Origin of the sequence: Streptomyces sp. NBC_00075, from assembly GCF_045041225.1 — a bacterium.
GTDB classification, from domain to species: Bacteria; Actinomycetota; Actinomycetes; order Streptomycetales; family Streptomycetaceae; genus Streptomyces; species Streptomyces adonidis.
Map to the genome: position 1 here is coordinate 7,180,815 of NZ_CP108243.1, position 21,818 is coordinate 7,202,632.

A 21,818-nucleotide genomic window follows, 5' to 3' on the forward strand; every position below is an offset into this window, starting at 1 on the left:
GACAGGCCGGGCCGCCCCGAAAAGAGGCGCCCGGCCGTTCCTACTCCACCCGTTCGAGGTGCTGCTCAGACACTGAACTCAGCCGCCGAACTCCGCCACGTTCTCCTCCGTGACGACCTTCACCGGCACCATCACCGTCTTCTCGACACTCTTGCCCTCGGCGACCCGCAGCGCGTTCTCCACCGCGATCCGCCCGAGTTCCTTGGGCTGCTGGGCCACCGACGCGTACAGCGAACCGTCCGCGACCGCCTTCAGCCCGTCGGGCGTGCCGTCGAAGCCGATCACCGAGACCGACTTGCCGGCCTTGCTGCCGAGCGCCTTGATCGCGCCGAGCGCCATCTCGTCGTTCTCGGCGAAGACACCGTTGATGTCGGGGTTGGCCTGGAGCAGGTTGGTCATGACGTCGAGACCCTTGGTGCGGTCCCAGTCGGCGGGCTGCTTGGCGACCACCTTGATGCCGGGGTAGGCCTTCAGCCCCTCGGCGAAACCGGCGCCGCGCTCACGGCTGGCGGACGTGCCCGCCTGGCCCTGGAGGACGACGATCGTGCCCTGCCCGCCCAGCTTCTCGGCGAGCGCCTTCGCGGCCAGCACACCCCCGGCGGTGTTGTCGGAGGCTACGAGGGTGTCCGTCTCCGCGCCGTTGACCGACCGGTCCACGGCGACGAGCGGGATCCCGGACTTGTTGACCGACCGTGCGGCCGGACCCGTCGCGTCCGAGTCCACCGGGTTGACGATGATCGCCCCGAGGCCCGAACTGGTGAAGTTCTCCAGCTGGTTGGCCTGCTGCGAGGCGTCGTTCTGGGCGTCCGTGACGGTCAGGTCCACGCCCAGCTTCTTGGCCTCCGCCTGCGCACCGGCCCGGATCTGCACGAAGAAGGGGTTGTTCAGCGTCGACAGGGACAGACCCACCTTCTGGGTCGACGCGGAGGACGAACCGCTGTGCAGCAGGGACGTCGCGCCCACGATCGCCGCCGCGACCACGGCGGCCAGCACATATGTGAAGGCCTGCTTGCGCCGGTCACCACCGCCGGAGGCACCGGTTGCCACGGGAGTGGACCCGCTCTTCCGCCGCACCGTGTCGAACAGCACCGCCAGCGCGATCACGACCCCGATGACGACCTGCTGCCAAAAGGCGGACACGGAGAGGAGGTTGAGCCCGTTCCGCAGCACCGCCAGGATCAACGCGCCGATCAGCGTCCCGGACGCCTTGCCGGTACCACCCGCCAGCGAAGCCCCGCCGATGACCACGGCCGCGATGGCGTCCAGCTCGTACCCCTGGGCGGCCTGCGGCTGGGCGGAGGACAACCGCGACGCGAGCACGATGCCCGCCGCGGCGGCGAACAGCCCGGACAGCGCGTAGATCGCCAGCTTCTGCTTCTTCACCCGCAGCCCGGACAGCCGGGCCGCCTCCTCGTTGCCGCCGATCGCGTACATGGAGCGCCCCAGGTACGTACGGCCGAGGATGAACGCCGTGACGAGCCCCATGGCCACCATCACCAGCACGGGCACCGGCAGCCAGCCGCCCAGCGTGTCACCGAGGTGCGAGACCGACTCGGGGAACGCGATCGGCGAACCCTGCGAGATCACCAGCGACAGTCCGCGCCCCACCGACAGCATGGCGAGCGTCGCGATGAACGGCGGCAGTTTGCCGTACGAGATCAGGAAGCCGTTGACCAGGCCGCACGCGATTCCGGTGACGACGGCGAGGAGGACGGCTATCGCGACCGGTACGCCCTCCGAAGTCGCCGCCCAGGCAAGGACGGTGGCCGACAGGGCGGCGACGGAACCGACCGACAGGTCGATGCCCGCCGAGACGATCACGAAGGTGACGCCGAAGGCGAGGACGGCGGTCACGGCCGCCTGGACGCCCACGTTGAGCAGGTTGTCCGTCGTCAGGAAGTCGCCGGACAGCGCCGACATCGCGATGACGAGGACGATGAGCGCGGTCAGCGCGCCGTTGTCGAGCAGGACGCGGCGCAGGCCGCTCGTGGCGCCACTCGCGCCCGCGTTGCTCTTGAGCGTGTCAGTGGCCACGAGAGCCCTCCACAGCGGTAGTTCCAGTAGTTCCAAAAGAAGTCGGTGCGCTGACGGCGAGCGCCATCACGGAGTCCTGGGTGGCCTCGGCGGCCGTGAGTTCACCGGCGATCCGGCCCTGCGCCATCACCAGCACCCGGTCGCTCATCCCGAGCACCTCGGGCAGATCGCTGGAGATCATCAGTACGGCGGCACCGGCGGCCGTCAGTTCGTTGATCAGCTGGTAGATCTCGACCTTGGCGCCGACGTCGATCCCGCGCGTCGGCTCGTCGAGGATCAGCACCCTGGTGTTCGCGAGCAGCCACTTGCCGATGACGACCTTCTGCTGGTTGCCGCCGGACAGGGTCCGCACATGCTGGCCGAGCCCGGCCATCCGTACGCCCAGCTGCTCGGCGACCTTCGCGGCGGCGACCCGCTGCCCCTTGAGGTCGACAAGACCGCCCTTGGTCGCGGCCCGCAGGGTGACCAGGCCGAGGTTCTCCTCGACGGAGGCGTCGAGCACCAGCCCCTGCCCCTTGCGGTCCTCGGGCACGAGCCCGATCCCGGCGGCCATGGCGGCCCCGACATCGCTCCCGCGCACGATGGCACCCGCGACGGACACGGACCCCTTGTCGTACGGATCGGCGCCGAACACGGCCCGCGCGACCTCCGTACGCCCGGCCCCGACCAGCCCCGCGATGCCGACGACCTCACCGGCCCGCACCTCGAAGCCGATGTCGTGGAAGACCCCGTCCCGGGTGAGCCCTTCCACCTTGAGGAGAGCGGCACCCGTCTCCACGGCCTCCCGGGGGTACTGCTGTTCGATCGACCGCCCGACCATCAGCCGTACGAGTTCGTCCTCGGGCGTGTCGGCAGGCACCTGTCCGACGCTCTTGCCGTCGCGGATGACGGTCACCCGATCCCCCAGGGCGGCGATCTCGTCCAGGTGATGGGTGATGAAGACGATCCCGACGCCGTCCTCGCGCAGGGTGCGCACGATCGCGAAGAGCTTCTCGACCTCCTCGGAGGTGAGCACGGCGGTCGGCTCGTCCATGATCAGCACGCGCGCGTCCAGGCTCAGCGCCTTCGCGATCTCGACCATCTGGAGCCGCGCGATCCCGAGTTCACGCACCCGCGCGCGTGGAGACACGTTTACGCCCACCCGCTCCAGCAGCGTGGCGGCCTCGGCCTCCATCCGCCCCCGGTCGATCATCCCGTAGCGGCGCGGCTGCCGCCCCAGGAAGATGTTCTCGGCGACCGTCAGATCGGGTACGAGGTTGAACTCCTGGTAGATGGTGGCGATCCCGAGTCGTTCGGAATCCTGCGCCCCGTGGATACGGGTCTCCTCGCCGTCGACAAGGATGCGGCCGGCATCGGGGCGATAGGCGCCGGAGAGCATCTTGATGAGGGTGCTCTTGCCCGCTCCGTTCTCACCGAGCAGCACATGCACCTCGCCCCGGCGCAGATCGAAGTCGACGCCGTCGAGCGCGACCACACCGGGGAAGGACTTCCGTATGCCTTCGATGCGCAGCAACTCGTCCGGGTTGCTCACGACGTACTCCTGTTCGTAGCGGAGGGCTGTACTGATGAGGTCGGCGGCGGCTCACCGCACGACCGCCGTACGACGAGCCGCGCGGCCAGCGTCACGGACTGCGGGGGCCGTCCCTCGATCACGTCGACCAACGCCCGGACGGCGGCCCGCCCCAGCTCACCGGTCGGCTGCGCGATGGCCGTGACCGGCGGATCGGTGTGCACGAACCACGGGATGTCGTCGAAGGCCGCGAGCGCGATGTCCTCGGGAACACGCATCCCGCGCGCGCGTACGGCGTCCAGCGCGCCCAGTGCCATCAGGTTGTCGGCCGCGAAGACGACCTCGGGCGGCTCGGCCAGGTCGAGGAAGGCGTCGGTCACCCGGCGCCCGCTCTCGGCCTGGAAGTCGCCCTGCCCTATGTAGGCGTCGGGCAGCGGCAGCCCGTACTCGGCCAGGGCCTCCCTGAAGGCCTCGACGCGCTCACTGCCGGTGGTGGTGGCCGCCGGGCCCGCGATGATCGCGAGCCGCCGGTGACCGAGCCCGTGCAGATGGGAGACGAGATCCCGGACCGCCTGGCGCCCGTCCGCCCGTACGACCGGCACGTCCACGCCCGGGATCCAGCGGTCCACGAAGACCATCGGGGTCCCCGCGCGCGCGGCGTCCAGCATCAGCGGGGAGCCGCCGTCGGTGGGGGAGACGAGGAGGCCGTCGATACGGCGGTCCAGCAGGGTCCGTACGTGGTGGTCCTGGAGGTCGGGGCGTTCGTCGGCGTTGCCGATGATGACGCTGTACCCCAGTGCGCGGGCCTCCTCCTCGACGGAGCGGGCCAGTTCGGTGAAGTAGGGGTTCATCACGTCGCTGATGACCAGGCCGAGGGTGCGGGTCTGGTCGGTGCGCAGGGAGCGGGCCACGGCGTTCGGGCGGTAGCCCAGCGCCTCGACGGCGGCCAGCACGCGCGTGCGTGCGTCGACGCTGACCGACGGATGGTCGTTCAGGACCCGCGACACCGTGGCGACGGACACGCCTGCCTCGGCAGCGACGTCCTTGATGCTCGCCATCGCCGCTCCACCTCCTTGTGGATCGTTCCTTGCTGATCGTCGTCGTGGAATCGATTACACGACGACGTGTACCGAGGATTGGAATCGATTACACGGAGGTAAATCAAGCCCCTGAGGGGATCCTGAGACCTGATCGTGATGCGGCGGCCATGTGGTGGGGCGAGCCCCACGCGCGGGCGACCCGCTCCGCCAGGGCGTACGCGTCCTGCGCCCGCCGCTCCTCGCCGACGAACCGGTACAGGTCCCCGAGGGCGTGGGCCAGGGGACGCGTGGCGTAGGCCCCGCCGGCCGTCCCCGCGAACTGCTCCCGCAGCGGCAGCAGATGGCGGATCAACAGGTGCGCGGCGTCCCGGTCGCCCAGCAGGACGGCGAGTTCGGCGCGGTAGTCGAGCTCCATGCCGTAGAGGTGGTCCGTCACCGGACGCGCGGGGAAGTCGACGGCCAGGGCCTCCTCCAGCCGCCCCTGGCGGGCCAGGACGAGGGCGAGGGCCACCGCCACGGGCGTACCGATGGCCGAGTGCACCGCACGCACGTCGGCCTCGATCTCCGCCTCCCGGCCCTGCGTGAGCCGGATGGTCCACAGGCCCAGGGTGCGCGGAGCCGTGGCGTGGTGCGCCCCGACGCGCTGGAAGAGCCCGTCCGCCTCGGCGTACCGGGCCTCCGCCTCGTCGAACAGTCCGGCGATCGTGGCCAGCATGGCCGACGTGGCGACGTTGATGCCCTGCGCCCAGCGCATCCGGTAGCGGTGGGCCAGTTCCAGTCCGGCGGCGGTGTGCCGTCGTACGGCCTCCGGATCGTTGCGGGTCGCGGCCGTCAGCCCGTCGAGGTGCTCGCACACCCACAGGTGGGCGGGCAGGTCATGTGCGACGGCCAGTTCGCGCAGTTCGTCGACGAGCGGGGTGCGGACCGCGCCCTGCGTCTCGTGCGGCAGCACGCGCGCGGACGTCATCAACGCCGAGGCCAGCAGCCGGGGTTCGCCCGCGGCCCGCGCCAACTCCAGCTGGGTGTGCGCCGCGTCCAGGGCCCGGGGCGCGTCCTCGCCGGCCACCGCGTCCGCCAGGACCTGGAGCACCCGGGCCCGGGTCGGCCCGTCCAGCGCGGGGTCACGCGCGAGCCGCTCCAGATGGGCCAGCGCGGTCCGGTCCAGGAAGCCCTCCAGCCGGGTGCGCCAGGGCGAGGGCTCGGTCCAGCCGCCGTAGACCGCCGCGACCAGATCGTCCCGCCCGGCCCGCTCGGCCAGGTCCACGGCCCGCCCCCGGGTGCGCAGGGCGCCGCCCGTCGCCCCGGCCCGCACCTGCGCACCCAGCAGCCGCACCAGCAGCGCGACGGTCCCGTCCGGGTCGCCCTCGGGATCGGCCGTGGCCGCGGTGTGCGCCTCCAGCGCCTGCTCGATCAGCCCCACGGCCACGTCGTGGGCGTACCGCCGCTCGGCCCGCTCGGCCGCCCGCAGCGCGTAGTCGACGGCCAGGGGCGCGTTGGCCGTACGGCCCGACCTGGCGAAGTGGTGGGCCAGCGCGGCCAGATCGTCGGGCCGGTGATGGCGCAGTGAGGCGGCGATACGGTCGTGCAGCCGGGCCCGCCGGGTGCCGGACAGGTCGGTGTACACGGTGTCGCGGACCAGCGCGTGCACGAAACGGACCCGACCGGGCCCGGGCTCGGTCAGCAGATCAGCGGCCACGGCGGCATCGAGTCCCGCCAGCACGGCCTCCTCGTCGGCCTGGGCGGCGTCCACCAGCAGCGCGACATCGGACTCCAGCCCCGCCACGGCCGCGAGCCGCACGGCCGAGAGCGCGTCGACGGGCAGCAGTGCGAGTCGCCGACGCAGCACGTCCCGGACGCCCTGCGGCACTTCAGATACGGCGACCAGGGCGCCCTCGTCGGCCAGCAGCCGCGCGCTCTCCCAGACGTAGAACGGGTTGCCGCCGGTGCGCTCGGCAAGCGCCGTGACCGTGTCCTCGGCCACGGCCTCCCCTCGGACGGCCTCGACGACGGTGGCGACATCCCGCCGCGACAGCCCGCCGAGCGCGATGCGGTGCGGGAAGCGGGGCGCGAGCTGGGCCAGGGTCTTGGCCAGTTGCCCGTTCACCTCGGCGGGCCGATAACAGACGACGGTGAGCAGCGGCACACCGGTGACCGCGGCCGCCGCCTCCAGCAGGGCGAGGGTCTGCCCGTCGGCCCGATGCAGATCCTCGACGACGACAGCGACAGGCTGAACGCCCGCAGCGTCCCGCAGCCACGCGGCGAAGGCCCGATGGAGACGGAAACGGCCGGCGGTTGCTTCGTCGCGGGTGGTGGGGGTGCGGGTGGGGGTGGGGTGTGGGTTTGGCGCGTCGGGGGTGGGGGTGGTGCCTTCGGGGCGCGGGTGAGCCATGCCTGGCGTGGCGGTGGTGCTTTGGGGTGCTGGGTTCGCCATGTCTGGGGTGGCGGTGGTCTCTTCGGGGTGACGGCTTGGCAAGTCGGGGGTGTTGGCGGTGTTTTCGGGTGCTGGGTTCGCCGTGCCGGGGGTGTTGGCGGTGTTTTCGGGCGTCGGGTTCACCGTGCCAGGGGTGGTGGTGTCTTCGGGGTGTGGGCTTGGCAAGTCGGGTGTGGTGGCGGTGCTTTGGGGTGCTGGGTTTGGCATGCCTGGGGTGGCGGTGGTGTCTTCGGGGTGTGGGCTTGGCAAGTCGGGTGTGGTGGCGGTGCTTTGGGGTGCTGGGTTTGCCATGCCTGGGGTGGGGGCGGTGCCTTCGGGGCGGGGGCGCGGCACGCCCGGGGTGATGGCGGTGCCTTCGCGTGCTGGGATTGCTGCGTCAGGGGTGGTGGCGGTGCCGGCAGGGGCCGGGCTCGCCATGTCGCGGACGGTAGCGGTGTTGGCAGGGCCCGTGTTCGCCAGGTCGCCGGTCGCGGTGGCCGTGCCGTCGGACTCGCGCAGGAGGGCCGCCAGTTCCTCCGGCCGTGCCGGGGGTACGGCCTGGGCGAGTGCGCCGAGCGCCTCCGTCCAGGCCCAGGCCGGCGGGGCGCCCTCGTCCTCCGGGCAGCGGCCGACGACCACCGTCCAGCCCTCGCCCCGCAGACGGTCCGCGAGTCGGCCGAGCAGGGCGGACTTGCCCGCGCCCGCCTCTCCGGAGACCAGCACCATGCCGCCGGCTCGGCGGGCTGCCCGGGCGGTGGCGTCCAGGGCACGCAGTTCGTCGGTCCGGCCGACGAAGAGGCCGCCACCCGCGGTCGCCGCCCTGCCCGAACCGGCCGTACCGCTCCATCCGGGTGCCGCCCCCGCCCCGCTGGAAGTGGCAGCCGCAGGTCGCGGCACCGCCAGGCCGGGCAGAGTGGCCCCCGTCGGCGGCGATGCCGGAACGGCCGCGTGCAGTACCTCCAGGCGTTGGGTGAGGACCGCGTGTTCCAGTTCCGCCAGGGGCGGTGAAGGGTCGCAGCCGAGTTCGTCGCGCAGTATCGCCCGGGCACGGCGCAGTGCGGTGAGGGCGTCGGCGCGGTGGCCGGTCGCCCAGTGGGCGAGGGTCAGCAGGCGCCAGCCCTCCTCGCGCAGGGGCCGGTCCCGCACCATGGTCTCGGCGGCGAGGACGGCCTCGGCGGTGTGCCCGGTGCGCAGCGCGGCCGCGACGGCGAGTTCGTGGGCCTCCCCGCACAGCGCGTCCAGGCGGACCGCCTCCGGCACCGCCCACGTCTCGTCCGCGTGCTCCAGGAACGCCGGCCCCTGCCACCACCCCAACGCCTCGGCCAGCAACTCCCGCGCCCGCGCCGCCGACGCGTGCCGGGCGCGGCCCACCCAGATCTCGAAACGCCAGGCATCCACCGCGCCCTCGGGCAGCCGCAGGGCATACCCGGGAGCGGAGGAGACCAGGACCGAGGCGGGGGTACGGGGCGCCCGCCCGGGTTCGAGCACCCGGCGCAGATTCGACACGTACGCCTGGAGGGACACGGTCGCCTTGGCCGGCGGCGCCCCGCGCCACAGCTCGTCCACCATCCGGTCGACGGACACCACCCTGCCGCGCGCGGCGATCAGCAGCGCCAGGACAGCCCGCTGTCGCGGAGGCCCCAACTCCACCGGAGCACCCGCGACATCGGCACCCAGGGGACCCAGGACTCTGATGGACAGCACAGCGCCGGAATGTAGCCGAGTGCTGTGTCCGTCCCGTCAACAGGGGCTAAATGACCTGGTCGGGCACGTCATCGGCACCCGCGCCGACCCGCCTCCAAGCGGACGCCATGTCACCGCCAAGCGGGTACCGCCACCGTGGGCGCCATCTGTATCCGAACGTCGAAGGACATCCGCGTGACCCCCAGCAGTACACCGTCCGGCCTTCCCGCCGACGGCCGCCCTTACACCCACGAGATGGTCGTGGTGCACCGCGTCTTCCGCCGGGAGTCCGCGCTGCTGCCGCGCCTGGTCCGTGCCGTACCGGACGGGGCGTCGGCCCGGGCCGAGGAGATCTCGGCGTACCTGAACGACTACGTGACGGGACTGCACCATCACCACGCCCTCGAGGACGAGTTGATCTGGCCGCTGCTCCGCGCCCGTGCCGCCGAGCAGGACGACCTGGTGGCTCGCATGGAGGAGCAGCACGGACACATCGACCGGACCCTCGCGGCGGTCGGGGAGTGGGCACCCCAGTGGCAGCGGTCGGCCGACAGCATCGCCGGGCAGGAACTCGCCCTGGCCCTGGAGGAGCACCGTCTCGCCCTCCTGGACCACCTCGATGACGAGGAGAAGCTGGTCCTCCCGCTGGTCGCCGAGCACCTGACCGTCGCCGAGTGGGACGAGGTCGGCCGCCGAGGCCTGGAGACCCTCCCCAAGAACAAGGTCATGATCGCCATCGGCGCGATCCTGGAGGACGCCACGGAGGCCGAGCGGGCCTACTTCCTCGGCCGGGCCCCGCTGCTGGGACGTCTGGCCTGGCGGCTCGTGGGACGGCGGCAGTACGCCGCGTCCTGCCGCGCCGTGCGGGGCCCGCTGACCGAGGGGACGGGCCGGTGACCGTACTCGACTCCGCCCCTCTGGACGTCCTCGACGCCTACCGGACCTGCGAGTTCGTCACCCTGGGCCGGGACGGCACACCGCTGGCCTGGCCGACGGCCGTACGGCGCCGCGAGGACGGCACCCTGGTGCTGACCACCTCCCTCGCCTTCGCCCAGAAGGCGCTGAACATCCGCCGAGACCCCCGCGTCGCGCTCCTCTTCTCCGACCCCACCGGCAGCGGCCTCACCGACGCCCCGCAGATCTTCGTCGGCGGCACGGCCGAGTGCCCCGACGACATCAGGACGGGCCCCGAAGACCTCGACGACTACTGGCGGACACTCTTCGAACGGCAGCCGCACAGCCGGTCGTACCTCCTCCGCCCGATGAGACGCCTGATGGACTGGTACTACCTGCGACTCGTCATCACCGTCACCCCGGAACAGGTGATCGTGCGACCTGCCGCGGAGTCACCCCGCCCGAAGGCGTCCGCCGAGCCGTCGACCGGCGAACCGCTGCCCGGCGCCGTACAGCTCTCCCGCCACCCCACCGCGGTCCTCGCCGCCCGCGACGGGTCCGGGGCCCCCGTCCTGGCCCGCACCCTCACGACCCCGTCGTCCGGCGGCTTCGCGGTACGCCCGCCCGACGACCACACCGTGGCGCCCGGCCCCGCCTCGCTCCTGGTCCACCGGCACGACGAACGGCTCAACCACATGCAGAACGCCCTCGTCCGCGGCGAGTTGACGCGGACCGACGACGGCTGGCTGCTGGTGCCGGAGAAGGTGCTGGAGCCGATGGGCTCGGGCCGGCCGACCGACGCGATACGGCTCCTGCGCAGCACCCAGCGGGCCACCGACCGGTATCTGCGACGCCGCGGTCTGTCACGGCCCCCGGTGGAGTGGGACCGCTTCCGCGCGCTCGCGCGGTCCGACCGACGGCGCGGCCCGGCCTGATCCATGGCGTACCTGGCAGTAGCGGCGAGTGTCCTGACCGTCGCGATCGTGGCGGTGATCCGGCTCGCCCGCCGACCCCCGGGCCCACCGGTCGACGAGGACCGGATGCGGAGCGTGATCCGCTCCCCGCACCACTGAACTCCCGCACCACTGAGCCCGCCTGTGGATACCCCCGCCCGTTGTCACACCCCACCGGTACCGTCGGATCATGGCTCAACAGGCGGGGAACCCCACCGGCGAACGACGACTCGCCGTCCTCGAAGGTGTGCTCGAACGCATCACGTACGCCAACGAGGAGAACGGCTACACGGTCGCCCGGGTCGACACCGGCCGGGGTGCCGGCGACCTCCTCACCGTCGTGGGCGCGTTGCTCGGCGCCCAGGCCGGCGAGTCCCTGCGCATGGAGGGCCGTTGGGGCTCCCATCCGCAGTACGGCAAGCAGTTCACCGTCGAGAACTACACGACCGTCCTGCCCGCCACCATCCAGGGCATCCGCCGCTATCTGGGCTCGGGGCTCGTCAAGGGCATCGGACCGGTCTTCGCCGACCGGATCACCCAGCACTTCGGCCTGGACACCCTCCGGATCATCGAGGAGGAGCCCAAGCGGCTCGTCGAGGTGCCGGGCCTCGGCCCCAAGCGCACGAAGAAGATCGCCGACGCCTGGGAGGAACAGAAGGCGATCAAGGAGGTCATGCTCTTCCTCCAGAGCGTCGAGGTGTCCACGTCCATCGCCGTGCGCATCTACAAGAAGTACGGCGACGCCTCGATCTCGGTCGTCAAGAACCAGCCCTACCGCCTCGCCTCCGACGTCTGGGGCATCGGCTTCCTCACCGCCGACAAGATCGCCCAGTCCGTCGGCATCCCGCACGACAGCCCCGAGCGCGTCAAGGCGGGCCTCCAGTACGCCCTTTCGCAGGCCACCGACCAGGGCAACTGCTATCTCCCCGAGGAACGCCTGATCGCGGACGCGGTGAAGCTCCTCCAGGTCGACACAGGCCTCGTCATCGAGTGCCTCGCCGAACTCGCGGCACCCCCGGAGGAGGGCGAGGACCCGGGCGTCGTACGGGAGAAGGTGCCCGGCCCCGACGGCGACGCGGAACCGGTGACGGCCGTCTACCTGGTCCCCTTCCACCGCGCCGAACTCTCCCTCTCCGCCCAGCTGTTGCGCCTCCTGCGCACCGGCCAGGACCGGATGCCCGCCTTCCACGACGTGGCCTGGGACAAGGCGCTGTCCTGGCTCCAGGGGCGTACGGGGGCCGATCTGGCCCCCGAGCAGGAGGCGGCCGTCCGGCTCGCGCTGACCGAGAAGGTCGCCGTCCTCACCGGAGGGCCCGGCTGCGGCAAGTCCTTCACGGTCCGCTCGATCGTGGAGCTGGCCCGCGCCAAGAAGGCCAAGGTCGTCCTCGCCGCCCCGACCGGCCGCGCCGCCAAGCGCCTCGCCGAACTCACCGGCGCCGAGGCCTCCACCGTCCACCGCCTCCTGGAGCTGAAACCCGGCGGCGACGCGGCCTACGACAAGGACCGCCCGCTCGACGCCGACCTGGTGGTCGTGGACGAGGCCTCGATGCTGGACCTGCTCCTCGCCAACAAGCTGGTGAAGGCGGTCCCGCCGGGAGCGCACCTGCTGTTCGTCGGAGACGTGGACCAACTCCCCAGCGTCGGCGCGGGCGAGGTGCTCCGCGACCTCTTGGCCGACGGCAGCCCGGTCCCCGCCGTCCGGCTCACCAAGGTCTTCCGGCAGGCCCAGCAGTCGGGCGTCGTGACCAACGCGCACCGCATCAACTCCGGGCAGCATCCGGTCACCGACGGCATGAAGGACTTCTTCCTCTTCGTCGAGGACGACACCGAGGAGGCCGGCCGCCTCACCGTGGATGTGGCCGCACGGCGAATTCCGGCCAAGTTCGGCCTCGATCCCCGACGCGATGTCCAGGTGCTCGCGCCGATGCACCGGGGCCCGGCGGGCGCCGGCAACCTCAACGGGCTGCTCCAGCAGGCGATCACGCCGGGGCGCCCGGACCTCCCGGAGAAGCGGTTCGGCGGCCGGGTCTTCCGCATCGGCGACAAGGTCACGCAGATCCGCAACAACTACGACAAGGGCCAGAACGGCGTCTTCAACGGCACGGTCGGCGTAGTCACCTCCCTCGACGAGGTCGAACAGCGCCTGACCGTACTGACGGACGAGGACGAGGAGGTGCCGTACGACTTCGACGAGCTGGACGAACTCGCCCACGCCTACGCCGTGACCATCCACCGCTCCCAGGGCAGCGAGTACCCGGCGGTCGTCATCCCGGTCACCACGGGCGCGTGGATGATGCTCCAGCGCAACCTGCTCTACACGGCCGTCACCCGGGCCAAGAAGCTGGTGGTCCTGGTCGGTTCACGCAAGGCGATCGGCCAGGCGGTGCGCACGGTTTCGGCGGGAAGGCGTTGCACGGCACTGGATTTCAGGCTGCGGTCGCAGGGGTAACGGGACGGTTGCGGGACCGGCGTCGGAGCGATCGCGAAAAATGATCGATCAAATGAGTCACAAAGGTCACACAGCACTTCCGGAACCAGGGCGAAGGGGGGCAGGATGAGTAGGTTGGCGGCACTGAGTGCCGCCAATAGGCCCAATGGTCGACCCCGAGTGCACTCTCCTGCGCCAAATGGGGGATGGTAGAGACAGTCAGGGCACCTCGAAGAAGAGGCACTACGTCGGTGAGGGATGACGTGAGCGAGCACACCAATAACGCTGTAGTACTGCGGTTCGGCGACGGCGAGTACACCTACCCGGTGATCGACAGCACCGTCGGCGACAAGGGCTTCGACATCGGGAAGCTCCGCGCTCAGACCGGTCTGGTGACCCTGGACAGCGGCTACGGCAACACCGCCGCCTATAAATCCGCGATCACCTACCTCGACGGTGAGCAGGGCATCCTGCGGTACCGCGGCTACCCGATCGAGCAGCTGGCCGAGCGCTCCACCTTCCTCGAGGTGGCGTTCCTGCTCATCAACGGCGAGCTGCCGACCGTGGACGAGCTCGCCGTGTTCAAGAACGAGATCACGCAGCACACCCTGCTGCACGAGGACGTCAAGAACTTCTACCGCGGCTTCCCCCGTGACGCGCACCCGATGGCGATGCTGTCGTCGGTCGTCTCGGCGCTGTCGACCTTCTACCAGGACAGCCACAACCCGTTCGACGAGAAGCAGCGCAACCTTTCGACGATCCGGCTGCTCGCCAAGCTTCCGACGATCGCCGCGTACGCGTACAAGAAGTCGATCGGTCACCCCTTCGTCTACCCGCGCAACGACCTCGGCTACGTCGAGAACTTCCTCCGTATGACGTTCTCGGTGCCGGCGCAGGAGTACGACCTCGACCCGGTCGTCGTCTCCGCCCTCGACAAGCTGCTCATCCTGCACGCCGACCACGAGCAGAACTGTTCGACGTCGACGGTCCGTCTGGTCGGCTCCTCCCAGGCGAACATGTTCGCGTCGATCTCGGCCGGCATCTCCGCGCTCTGGGGCCCGCTGCACGGCGGCGCCAACCAGTCCGTCCTGGAGATGCTGGAGGGCATCCAGGCCAACGGCGGCGACGTCGACTCCTTCATCCGCAAGGTGAAGAACAAGGAGGACGGCGTCCGCCTGATGGGCTTCGGCCACCGGGTGTACAAGTCCTTCGACCCGCGCGCGAAGATCATCAAGGCCGCCGCGCACGACGTCCTCTCGGCCCTCGGCAAGTCCGACGAGCTGCTGGACATCGCGCTGAAGCTGGAGGAGCACGCGCTCTCCGACGACTACTTCGTCTCGCGCAACCTCTACCCGAACGTCGACTTCTACACGGGCCTCATCTACCGCGCGATGGGCTTCCCGACGGAGATGTTCACGGTCCTGTTCGCCCTCGGCCGCCTCCCGGGCTGGATCGCCCAGTGGCACGAGATGATCAAGGAGCCGGGTTCGCGCATCGGGCGCCCGCGCCAGATCTACACGGGCGTGGTGGAGCGGGACTTCGTCCCGGTAGAGCAGCGCTGATGAACGCCGGTGGTTGGGCCGACCCAGGGGCGCGGGGAACTGCGCGATCGGCCCCCACCGGCCCGCAGCCGAGAACGACCTGTAGTACCCCGGCTTGATCCGCGAAGCGCAAAGCGGAAGGCGCCCTGCCGACGGTCCCCCCACGGGCCGGCGTACAGGGCGCCTTCCCATGTCCCGGTGCGGATTCCCCCCACGGGATCCGGCCGGGCGTTCGAGAGGACAGCGCCTGAATTCGCTATCACTGGTGTGCAGGCCGCCGAAGCAACCGTTGTTGTGCGCACCGCCGGGTGGGCGGTGGGTTGAGCAGAACGAGCAAAACTCGTCGCACTCCTGCTGTGTGCGGTCTGCCGGGACGCGCACGCTGGGGTGGGCCGCTCAAGCTTCCCGGTGTACGTGTCCCGGCAACGCATCTCCGAGGACGTCCCCCAAGACATCCTCAGACGTCAGCCAACGCCCCCCAAGACGCTGTCTGACATCGCCAACTTAGACCTTCGAACCCCTTCGATGGTTACGTTCACAGCACTGTGATCTGCGTCTCTCGCATTTGTCCTTCAGATACGCCAGATCCCGGTTGTCGCGACCGGGACCCAAGCGTAAGGATGATGCGCGAGCCTTGTGAAGAGCTTATGTGAGGCTCGCGTTGGACTCCATAGGCACTTTGACAACGACTTGGGCATACTCGCGGTAACTTCGGGCAGATCCGGGTTGCCCTCAGCGGAACGTACGCAGTCGGAGGCTGTTCGTCACCACGAACACCGACGAGAACGCCATCGCCGCCCCCGCGATCATCGGATTGAGCAGTCCGGCGGCGGCCAGCGGCAGCGCGGCCACGTTGTAGCCGAAGGCCCACAGCAGGTTGCCCTTGATGGTCGCGAGCGTCTTCCGGGACAGCCGGATGGCATCGGCGGCCACCCGCAGATCCCCGCGCACCAGCGTCAGATCGCTCGCCTCGATCGCCGCGTCCGTGCCCGTACCCATCGCCAGGCCCAGATCGGCGGTGGCCAGCGCCGCCGCGTCGTTGACCCCGTCGCCGACCATCGCGACGGCCCGCCCCTCGCCCCGCAGCCGCCGTACGACGTCGACCTTCTCCTCGGGCAGCACCTCGGCGATGACATCCGCGGAGTCGATCCCGACGGCCTTCGCGACCGCCTCCGCGACCGCCCGGTTGTCCCCGGTCAGCAGCACCGGAGTGAGCCCCAGCGCACGCAGTTCGCGCACGGCCTCGGCGCTGGTCTCCTTGACCGCGTCGGCGACGGTGAGGACACCGCGTGCCACCCCGTCCCAGGCCACCACGACGGCCGTACGTCCGCCGCTCTCGGCCTCGGCCTTCGCGCGGGCCAATTCCTCCGGAAACGGTTCCGACAGCCCGTCCACGAGCCGCCCCACGGCCACCTCATGGCCGTCCACACGCCCTCGTACGCCCCGCCCCGGCACGTTCTCGAAGGACGCGACCTCCGGCAGCGCCCCGACCCGTTCCTCCGCCCCCGCCGCGATCGCCCGCGCGACCGGATGCTCGGAGGCGTGTTCGAGGGCGCCCGCGAGCCGCAGCACCTGCTTCTCGTCGGCGCCCTCGGCGACGTACACCTCCTGGAGGGTCATACGTCCCGTCGTCACCGTCCCCGTCTTGTCCAGGACGATCGTGTCGACGCGGCGCGTGGACTCCAGGACCTCGGGGCCCTTGATGAGGATGCCGAGCTGCGCCCCGCGCCCGGTGCCGACCATGAGCGCGGTCGGGGTGGCGAGCCCCAGCGCACAGGGGCAGGCGATGATCAGCACGGCGACGGCGGCGGTGAAGGCGGCGACGCTGTCACCCGTGCCCCCGAGCCAGACCCCGAACGTACCGACGGCGATCAGCAGCACCACCGGCACGAAGATCCCGGAGATCCGGTCGGCGAGCCGCTGCACCTCGGCCTTGCCGTTCTGCGCGTCCTCCACCAGCCGGGCCATCCGCGCGAGTTGGGTGTCCGCGCCGACCCGGGTGGCCTCGACGACCAGCCGCCCCCCGGCGTTCACGGTCGCACCGGTGACGGCGTCGCCGACACCGACATCCACCGGTACGGACTCGCCGGTCAGCATCGACGCGTCGACCGCCGAGACGCCCTCGACGACGGTGCCGTCGGTGGCGACCTTCTCCCCGGGCCGTACGACGAACCGGTCCCCGATCGCCAACTCACCTACGGGAACCCGCACTTCACGCCCACCGCGCAGCACGGAGACGTCCTTGGCGCCGAGTTGCATCAGCGCCCGCAGAGCGGCGCCCGAACGCCGCTTGGCGCGGGCTTCCAGATACCGCCCGAGGAGGATGAACGCGACGACTCCGGCGGCGACTTCGAGATAGATCTCGGAGGTGCCGCCGGCGCGGGAGGCGGTGAAGGAGAAGCTCTCCCGCACCCCCATCCCCTCCATGCCGTCCATCCCGGGCATCGCGGCTCTGCCCGCATCGCCCCAGAACAGTGCCCACAGGGACCAGCCGAAAGCGGCGAGCGTACCGACCGACACCAGGGTGTCCATGGTGGCCGCACCGTGCCGCGCGTTGGTGAACGCGGCCCGGTGGAACGGCAGTCCGCCCCAGACGACGACCGGCGAGGCGAGCGTCAGCGCGAGCCACCGCCAGTTGTCGAACTGGAGCGCGGGAATCATGGACATCAGGACGACGGGCGCGGCGAGCAGGGCGGAGACGAGGAGCCGCTGCCGGAGGGCGTCCAGCTCGGGGTCGTGATCGGCCGCCGTGCTCTCCTGGACGACGACCGGCGGAGGCGGCTCCTCGGCGGTGTACCCCGTCTTCACGACGGTGGCGATCAAGTCGTCGACCCCGACCCCGTCGGCGTACGAGACCTTGGCCTTCTCCGTCGCGTAGTTGACCGTCGCGGAGACGCCCTCCATACGGTTGAGCTTCTTCTCGACACGGGCCGCGCACGAGGCGCAGGTCATCCCGCCGATGGTCAGCTCGACCTCGTGGGGAGTGGCTATCGGGGCCTCGGTGCTGGTGCCGATGCTGGACATGGTCGCCGCGTCCGTCCGTACGGTCAGACCCGGCCGGCCAGCTCGAAGCCCGCCTCGTCCACCGCGGCGCGTAGGGCGGCCTCGTCGAGCGGGGCCTCGGACACGACGGTGACCTCGCCGGTGGCGGCGACGGCCTTCACGGAGGTCACCCCGGCCAGCTCCGAGATCTCGCTCGACACCGAGCCCTCGCAGTGCCCGCAGCTCATTCCGGTCACCTGGTAGACGGCGGTGACGGAACTCGGGGTGTCGGTCTGAGCGGTCATGTCGTTGCTCCTCTTCGAGGCGTCAGCGTGGCTCACGAGCCTTGTGAGTCTCACCCTACTATACCCCTGGGGGGTACTTCACTCGTGACAGTGGCAAGATCTCCGGTACGAGGGACGGCGACTGCGAAGGCGAGGGGCCCATGCGTGCGGTGGTGTTCGAGCGGTACGGGGAGCCGGCCGAGGTGCGGGAGGTGCCGGACCCGGTGCCCGCGCCGCACGGGGTCGTGGTGCGCGTCGAGGCCACCGGGCTGTGCCGCAGCGACTGGCACGGCTGGATGGGCCACGACTCCGACATCGCGCTGCCGCACGTGCCGGGCCATGAACTCGCGGGTGTCGTCGAGGCGGTCGGCGCCGGAGTGACCGGCTGGCGTTCCGGCGACCGGGTGACGGTCCCCTTCGTCTGCGCCTGCGGGAGCTGCCCGTCGTGCGCGGCCGGGGACCAACAGGTGTGCGAGCGGCAGACCCAGCCGGGGTTCACGCACTGGGGTTCGTTCGCGGAGTTCGTGGCGCTGGACCACGCCGACGTGAACCTGGTCGCCGTACCGGAGGGCATGTCCTACGCCACGGCGGCCTCGCTGGGCTGCCGGTTCGCGACGGCGTACCGGGCGGTCGTCCAGCAGGGCCGGGTGGCGGCGGGGGAGTGGGTCGCGGTGCACGGGTGCGGCGGGGTGGGCCTGTCGGCGGTGATGATCGCGGCGGCGGCCGGGGCGAGGGTGGTCGCGGTGGACGTGTCGCCCGGGGCCCTGGAACTGGCGCGGAAGTTCGGTGCGGTGGAGTGCGTGAACGCGGCGACGACGGGCGACACGGCGGCGGCGGTACGCGACCTGACCGGCGGCGGCGCCCATGTGTCCCTGGACGCACTCGGCTCCCCGATCACCTGCGCGTCCTCGGTGAACGGCCTGCGCCGCCGGGGCCGCCACGTCCAGGTGGGCCTGCTCCCGTCGTCTGCCGGCACGACCCCGGTCCCGATGGCCCGCGCGATCGGCTTCGAACTGGAGCTCCTGGGCAGCCACGGCATGGCGGCCCACACGTATCCGCCGATGCTGGAGCTGGTCGGGGCGGGCGTCCTCCGCCCGGACCTCCTGGTCACGTCGACCATCCCCCTGACGGAATCCCCGACGGCCCTGGCGGAGATGGGCACGGCGCCGGGGGCGGGGGTGACGGTCATCGAGCCGTGGCGCTGAAGCAGACTTTCCTCGCCCCCGCCGCTCCTACCCGTTCTCATCCTCGGGGGCTCCGCCCCCGAACCCCCGCTCCTCAAACTCCCCCAGAGGGGGGACCCCCAAGGGGCTGGATCTTTCAGCCCGTCCGGCGTTTGAGGACAAAGGGGGGTCTGGGGGCGCAGCCCCCAGGGATGGGAACGGGTAAGGGCGGCGGGGGCGAAACAACAGTCGCCTCAGTCGTCTCTTCGGCCCCGGTTGCCAGGCCGGGCCGCGACCCACGCCCGCACCGTATCCGCGTACCAGAAGGGTTTCCCGCTCTCCACATGGTCGGGCGGGGGCAGCAGGCCGTGTTTGCGGTACGAGCGGACGGTGTCCGGCTGGACGCGGATGTGTGCGGCGATCTCTTTGTACGACCAGAGCCGTCGGTCGGTCATCGGTGCACCTCCCTGCGCGCGTCACGGGGTCGGCCAGGGTCGGCCGTCGGGGGAGCCGGACGCGGCGCTTGGCGATCACAAGGCCTTTGCCCGGTGAACGGTGCGCGGTGACCCTAAGTAGGCATCTGTCGACACGACGTGACGCATAACCCGCGTACACGCGACATGTGTGACGGAAGGGGAGCGTTTGTGACACGAGTGAAGCAAAGGCGCACGCTCGCGGCCCGGAGTGGCGCGTTGACCGGCGGGCGTACGCCACGTATCGGGGGCGGGCGCTTGCGCCCCGCCAGGGGCGCGGGGAACTGCGCGACCAGCCACGACGGACCCGCAGCCGACCGATTACCCCTCGCCGCCCACCCAGCGGAGCTACGCCCCGCAGGACCGAAGAAACGCCCGAGTCCGCTGCGCGATGGGCAGTGGCTTGTCCGGCTCGCACGGATACATGTCCTGCTCGACGATCGCGAACAGCTCCACGTCCAGCTTCTGTGCGGCAGCCAGCACCGGACCCAACTCCGGTACGCCGGCCGGCGGCTCGCACATCACGCCGCGGGCGACCGCCGGACCGAACGGGACCTCGTTCGCCCGTACGTCGGCCAGGATCTCGGGGTCGACCTGCTTGAGGTGGAGGTAGCCGATCCGCTCGCCGTAGGTCTCGATCAGCTTGACGCTGTCGCCGCCGCAGTAGGCGTAGTGGCCCGTGTCCAGGCACAGCGAGACGAGCGACGAGTCGGTGCCGTCGAGGAAGCGTGTGACGTTCGCCTCGCTGTCGATGTGGGTGTCGGCGTGCGGGTGGACGACGATCTGGAGGCCGTACCGCTCCCGCACCTCGTGGCCGAGGCGCTCGGTCAGCGAGGTCAGATTGCGCCACTGCTCGGGCGTCAGCGTGTCCGGCTCCAGCACCTCACCGGTCTTGTCGTCCCGCCAGAAGGACGGGATGACCACCAGGTGGGACGCGCCCATGGCCTGTGCGAGTACCGCGTTGTCCGCGACGTGCGCCCAGGTCTTCTCCCAGACGGACTCGCCGTGGTGCAGCCCGGTGAAGACCGTACCGGCGGACACCTTCAGGCCGCGCTTGGCCGTCTCCTCGGTGAGGACGGCGGGGTCGGTCGGCAGGTACCCGTAGGGGCCCAGCTCGATCCACTCGTACCCGGACTGCGAGACCTCGTCGAGGAAGCGCTGCCAGGGAACCTGCTTGGGGTCGTCCGGGAACCACACGCCCCAGGAGTCGGGCGCCGAGCCGATCCTGATGCGCGACAGCGGGGAACCCGACGGGGACGAAGGGGACTGAGGCGACAACGTAGTCATGGGCGCCAGCTTCAGCCGATCCCGGGACGCGTGTCAAGGTCTGGTCCGAATGTCCGGACAAAGTATTGACAGGGCTCCGGGAGGCGGGCTAGACCTGACTGCGAGCCGCTGTGCCGCGAAGAGATGTCGCGAAGAGTTGTGATGAGAACCGAGGGGAAGTCGATGGCGTACGACCTGATCACCATGGGGCGGATCGGAGTGGACCTGTATCCACTTCAGACCGGTGTGCCGCTCGCCCAGGTGACGTCCTTCGGGAAGTTCCTCGGCGGATCGGCGACGAACGTCGCGGTGGCCGCGTCCCGCCTCGGGCGGAGCACCGCGGTGATCACCCGGACCGGCGACGACGCCTTCGGCCGCTATCTGCACGACGCCCTGCGCGACTTCGGCGTCGACGACCGCTGGGTCACGTCGGTCCCTGGGCTGAACACCCCGGTCACGTTCTGCGAGGTGTTCCCGCCGGACGACTTCCCGCTGTACTTCTACCGGCAGCCCAAGGCGCCGGATCTTGCGATCGACGCCCACGAGCTGGACCTGGACGCGGTCCGCGAGGCGAAGATCTTCTGGGTCACTGGCACCGGCCTGAGCGAGGAGCCCAGCCGCACGGCGACCCTGGCCGCCCTCACCCACCGCGCCAAGTCCGGTACGACGGTCTTCGACCTCGACTGGCGCCCCATGTTCTGGAAGGACCCGGCGGAGGCCCGGCCCTTCTACGTCGAGGCCCTCCGCCACACCACCGTCGCCGTCGGCAACCTGGACGAGGTCGAGGTGGCGACCGGCGTACGCGAGCCGCACGCCGCCGCCCGCGCGCTCCTCGATGCCGGAGTCGAACTGGCGGTCGTCAAGCAGGGCCCGAAGGGTGTTCTCGCGGTCAACAGCAAGGGAGAGAGCGCCGAGGTGCCCCCGCTCCCCGTGAACGTCCTCAACGGCCTCGGCGCCGGCGACGCCTTCGGTGGCTCCCTCTGCCACGGCCTCCTCGAAGGCTGGGACCTGGAGCGCATCATGCGCCACGCCAACGCGGCCGGCGCGATCGTCGCCTCCCGCCTGGAGTGCTCGTCGGCGATGCCCACCCCGACCGAGGTCGAGGCGGCACTGGCGGCGGGGGCGGTTCTGTGAGCGCCACCGCACCGGTCGGCAAC

General features: G+C 70.9%; 15 protein-coding genes. 7 read left to right on the forward strand and 8 right to left on the reverse strand.

Annotated elements, in window-relative coordinates:
• Positions 1 to 78 precede the first annotated feature (78 nt).
• The 4 genes from OG787_RS31495 to OG787_RS31510 all read right to left on the reverse strand — a co-directional run bounded on the left by OG787_RS31495 (position 79) and on the right by OG787_RS31510 (position 8,698).
• Entirely contained in the window at positions 79 to 2,034 is a 1,956-nt protein-coding gene (locus OG787_RS31495; protein WP_405537356.1) for a substrate-binding domain-containing protein, read from the reverse strand.
• On the reverse strand, positions 2,024 to 3,565 hold the full coding sequence (locus OG787_RS31500; RefSeq protein ID WP_369036006.1) for a sugar ABC transporter ATP-binding protein: 1,542 nt from the start codon (positions 3,563 to 3,565) through the stop codon (positions 2,024 to 2,026). Before OG787_RS31500 ends, OG787_RS31495 begins: the two co-directional genes overlap by 11 nt.
• A complete protein-coding gene (locus tag OG787_RS31505; RefSeq protein WP_405537357.1) occupies positions 3,562 to 4,602 on the reverse strand; it encodes a LacI family DNA-binding transcriptional regulator in 1,041 nt (346 codons plus the stop codon). Before OG787_RS31505 ends, OG787_RS31500 begins: the two co-directional genes overlap by 4 nt.
• Positions 4,603 to 4,705: 103 nt before the next feature.
• Positions 4,706 to 8,698 (reverse strand): BTAD domain-containing putative transcriptional regulator, encoded by a 3,993-nt coding sequence (locus tag OG787_RS31510; RefSeq protein WP_405537359.1) that lies wholly within the window; start codon positions 8,696 to 8,698, stop codon positions 4,706 to 4,708.
• Positions 8,699 to 8,872: 174 nt separating this feature from the next.
• Here OG787_RS31510 and OG787_RS31515 point away from each other — a divergent pair, with 174 nt between their 5' ends.
• From OG787_RS31515 to OG787_RS31535, 5 genes are all read left to right on the forward strand, one after another.
• Entirely contained in the window at positions 8,873 to 9,574 is a 702-nt protein-coding gene (locus OG787_RS31515; RefSeq protein ID WP_405537360.1) for a hemerythrin domain-containing protein, read from the forward strand.
• Positions 9,571 to 10,506 carry a pyridoxamine 5'-phosphate oxidase family protein gene (locus OG787_RS31520; RefSeq protein WP_405537362.1) on the forward strand — a complete coding sequence of 312 codons (936 nt, stop codon included), beginning with the start codon at positions 9,571 to 9,573 and terminating at the stop codon, positions 10,504 to 10,506. The genes OG787_RS31515 and OG787_RS31520 overlap by 4 nt, the downstream gene beginning before the upstream one ends.
• A gap of 3 nt (positions 10,507 to 10,509) precedes the next feature.
• The gene (locus OG787_RS31525) at positions 10,510 to 10,644 is read left to right on the forward strand and encodes a hypothetical protein (protein ID WP_405537364.1); all 135 of its coding nucleotides are present in this window, start codon (positions 10,510 to 10,512) and stop codon (positions 10,642 to 10,644) included.
• Between the two features lie 70 nt (positions 10,645 to 10,714).
• Positions 10,715 to 12,973: an ATP-dependent RecD-like DNA helicase gene (locus OG787_RS31530; protein ID WP_405537365.1), complete on the forward strand. Its 2,259-nt coding sequence runs from the start codon at positions 10,715 to 10,717 to the stop codon at positions 12,971 to 12,973.
• Positions 12,974 to 13,215: 242 nt separating this feature from the next.
• Positions 13,216 to 14,514 carry a citrate synthase gene (locus OG787_RS31535; protein WP_369035999.1) on the forward strand — a complete coding sequence of 433 codons (1,299 nt, stop codon included), beginning with the start codon at positions 13,216 to 13,218 and terminating at the stop codon, positions 14,512 to 14,514.
• Positions 14,515 to 15,225: 711 nt separating this feature from the next.
• Here OG787_RS31535 and OG787_RS31540 read toward each other — a convergent pair.
• Together OG787_RS31540 and OG787_RS31545 are read right to left on the reverse strand one after the other, a co-directional pair.
• Positions 15,226 to 17,517: a heavy metal translocating P-type ATPase gene (locus OG787_RS31540; protein WP_405537366.1), complete on the reverse strand. Its 2,292-nt coding sequence runs from the start codon at positions 17,515 to 17,517 to the stop codon at positions 15,226 to 15,228.
• Between the two features lie 23 nt (positions 17,518 to 17,540).
• Positions 17,541 to 17,780, reverse strand: coding sequence for a heavy-metal-associated domain-containing protein (locus OG787_RS31545; RefSeq protein ID WP_405537367.1), 240 nt, complete (start codon positions 17,778 to 17,780; stop codon positions 17,541 to 17,543).
• Positions 17,781 to 17,920: 140 nt separating this feature from the next.
• On the opposite strand from OG787_RS31545, the gene OG787_RS31550 reads away from it, so the two are divergent.
• On the forward strand, positions 17,921 to 18,964 hold the full coding sequence (locus OG787_RS31550) for a zinc-dependent alcohol dehydrogenase family protein (RefSeq protein WP_405537368.1): 1,044 nt from the start codon (positions 17,921 to 17,923) through the stop codon (positions 18,962 to 18,964).
• A gap of 212 nt (positions 18,965 to 19,176) precedes the next feature.
• On the opposite strand, the gene OG787_RS31555 is transcribed toward OG787_RS31550, so the two are convergent.
• Positions 19,177 to 19,377, reverse strand: coding sequence for an AlpA family transcriptional regulator (locus OG787_RS31555; RefSeq protein ID WP_019056510.1), 201 nt, complete (start codon positions 19,375 to 19,377; stop codon positions 19,177 to 19,179).
• Between the two features lie 366 nt (positions 19,378 to 19,743).
• Positions 19,744 to 20,682: a sugar phosphate isomerase/epimerase family protein gene (locus OG787_RS31560; protein ID WP_369035994.1), complete on the reverse strand. Its 939-nt coding sequence runs from the start codon at positions 20,680 to 20,682 to the stop codon at positions 19,744 to 19,746.
• A 162-nt stretch (positions 20,683 to 20,844) separates the two neighbouring features.
• On the opposite strand from OG787_RS31560, the gene iolC reads away from it, so the two are divergent.
• A complete protein-coding gene (gene iolC, locus OG787_RS31565; RefSeq protein WP_405540647.1) occupies positions 20,845 to 21,795 on the forward strand; it encodes a 5-dehydro-2-deoxygluconokinase in 951 nt (316 codons plus the stop codon).
• The last annotated feature ends 23 nt before the right edge of the window (positions 21,796 to 21,818 follow it).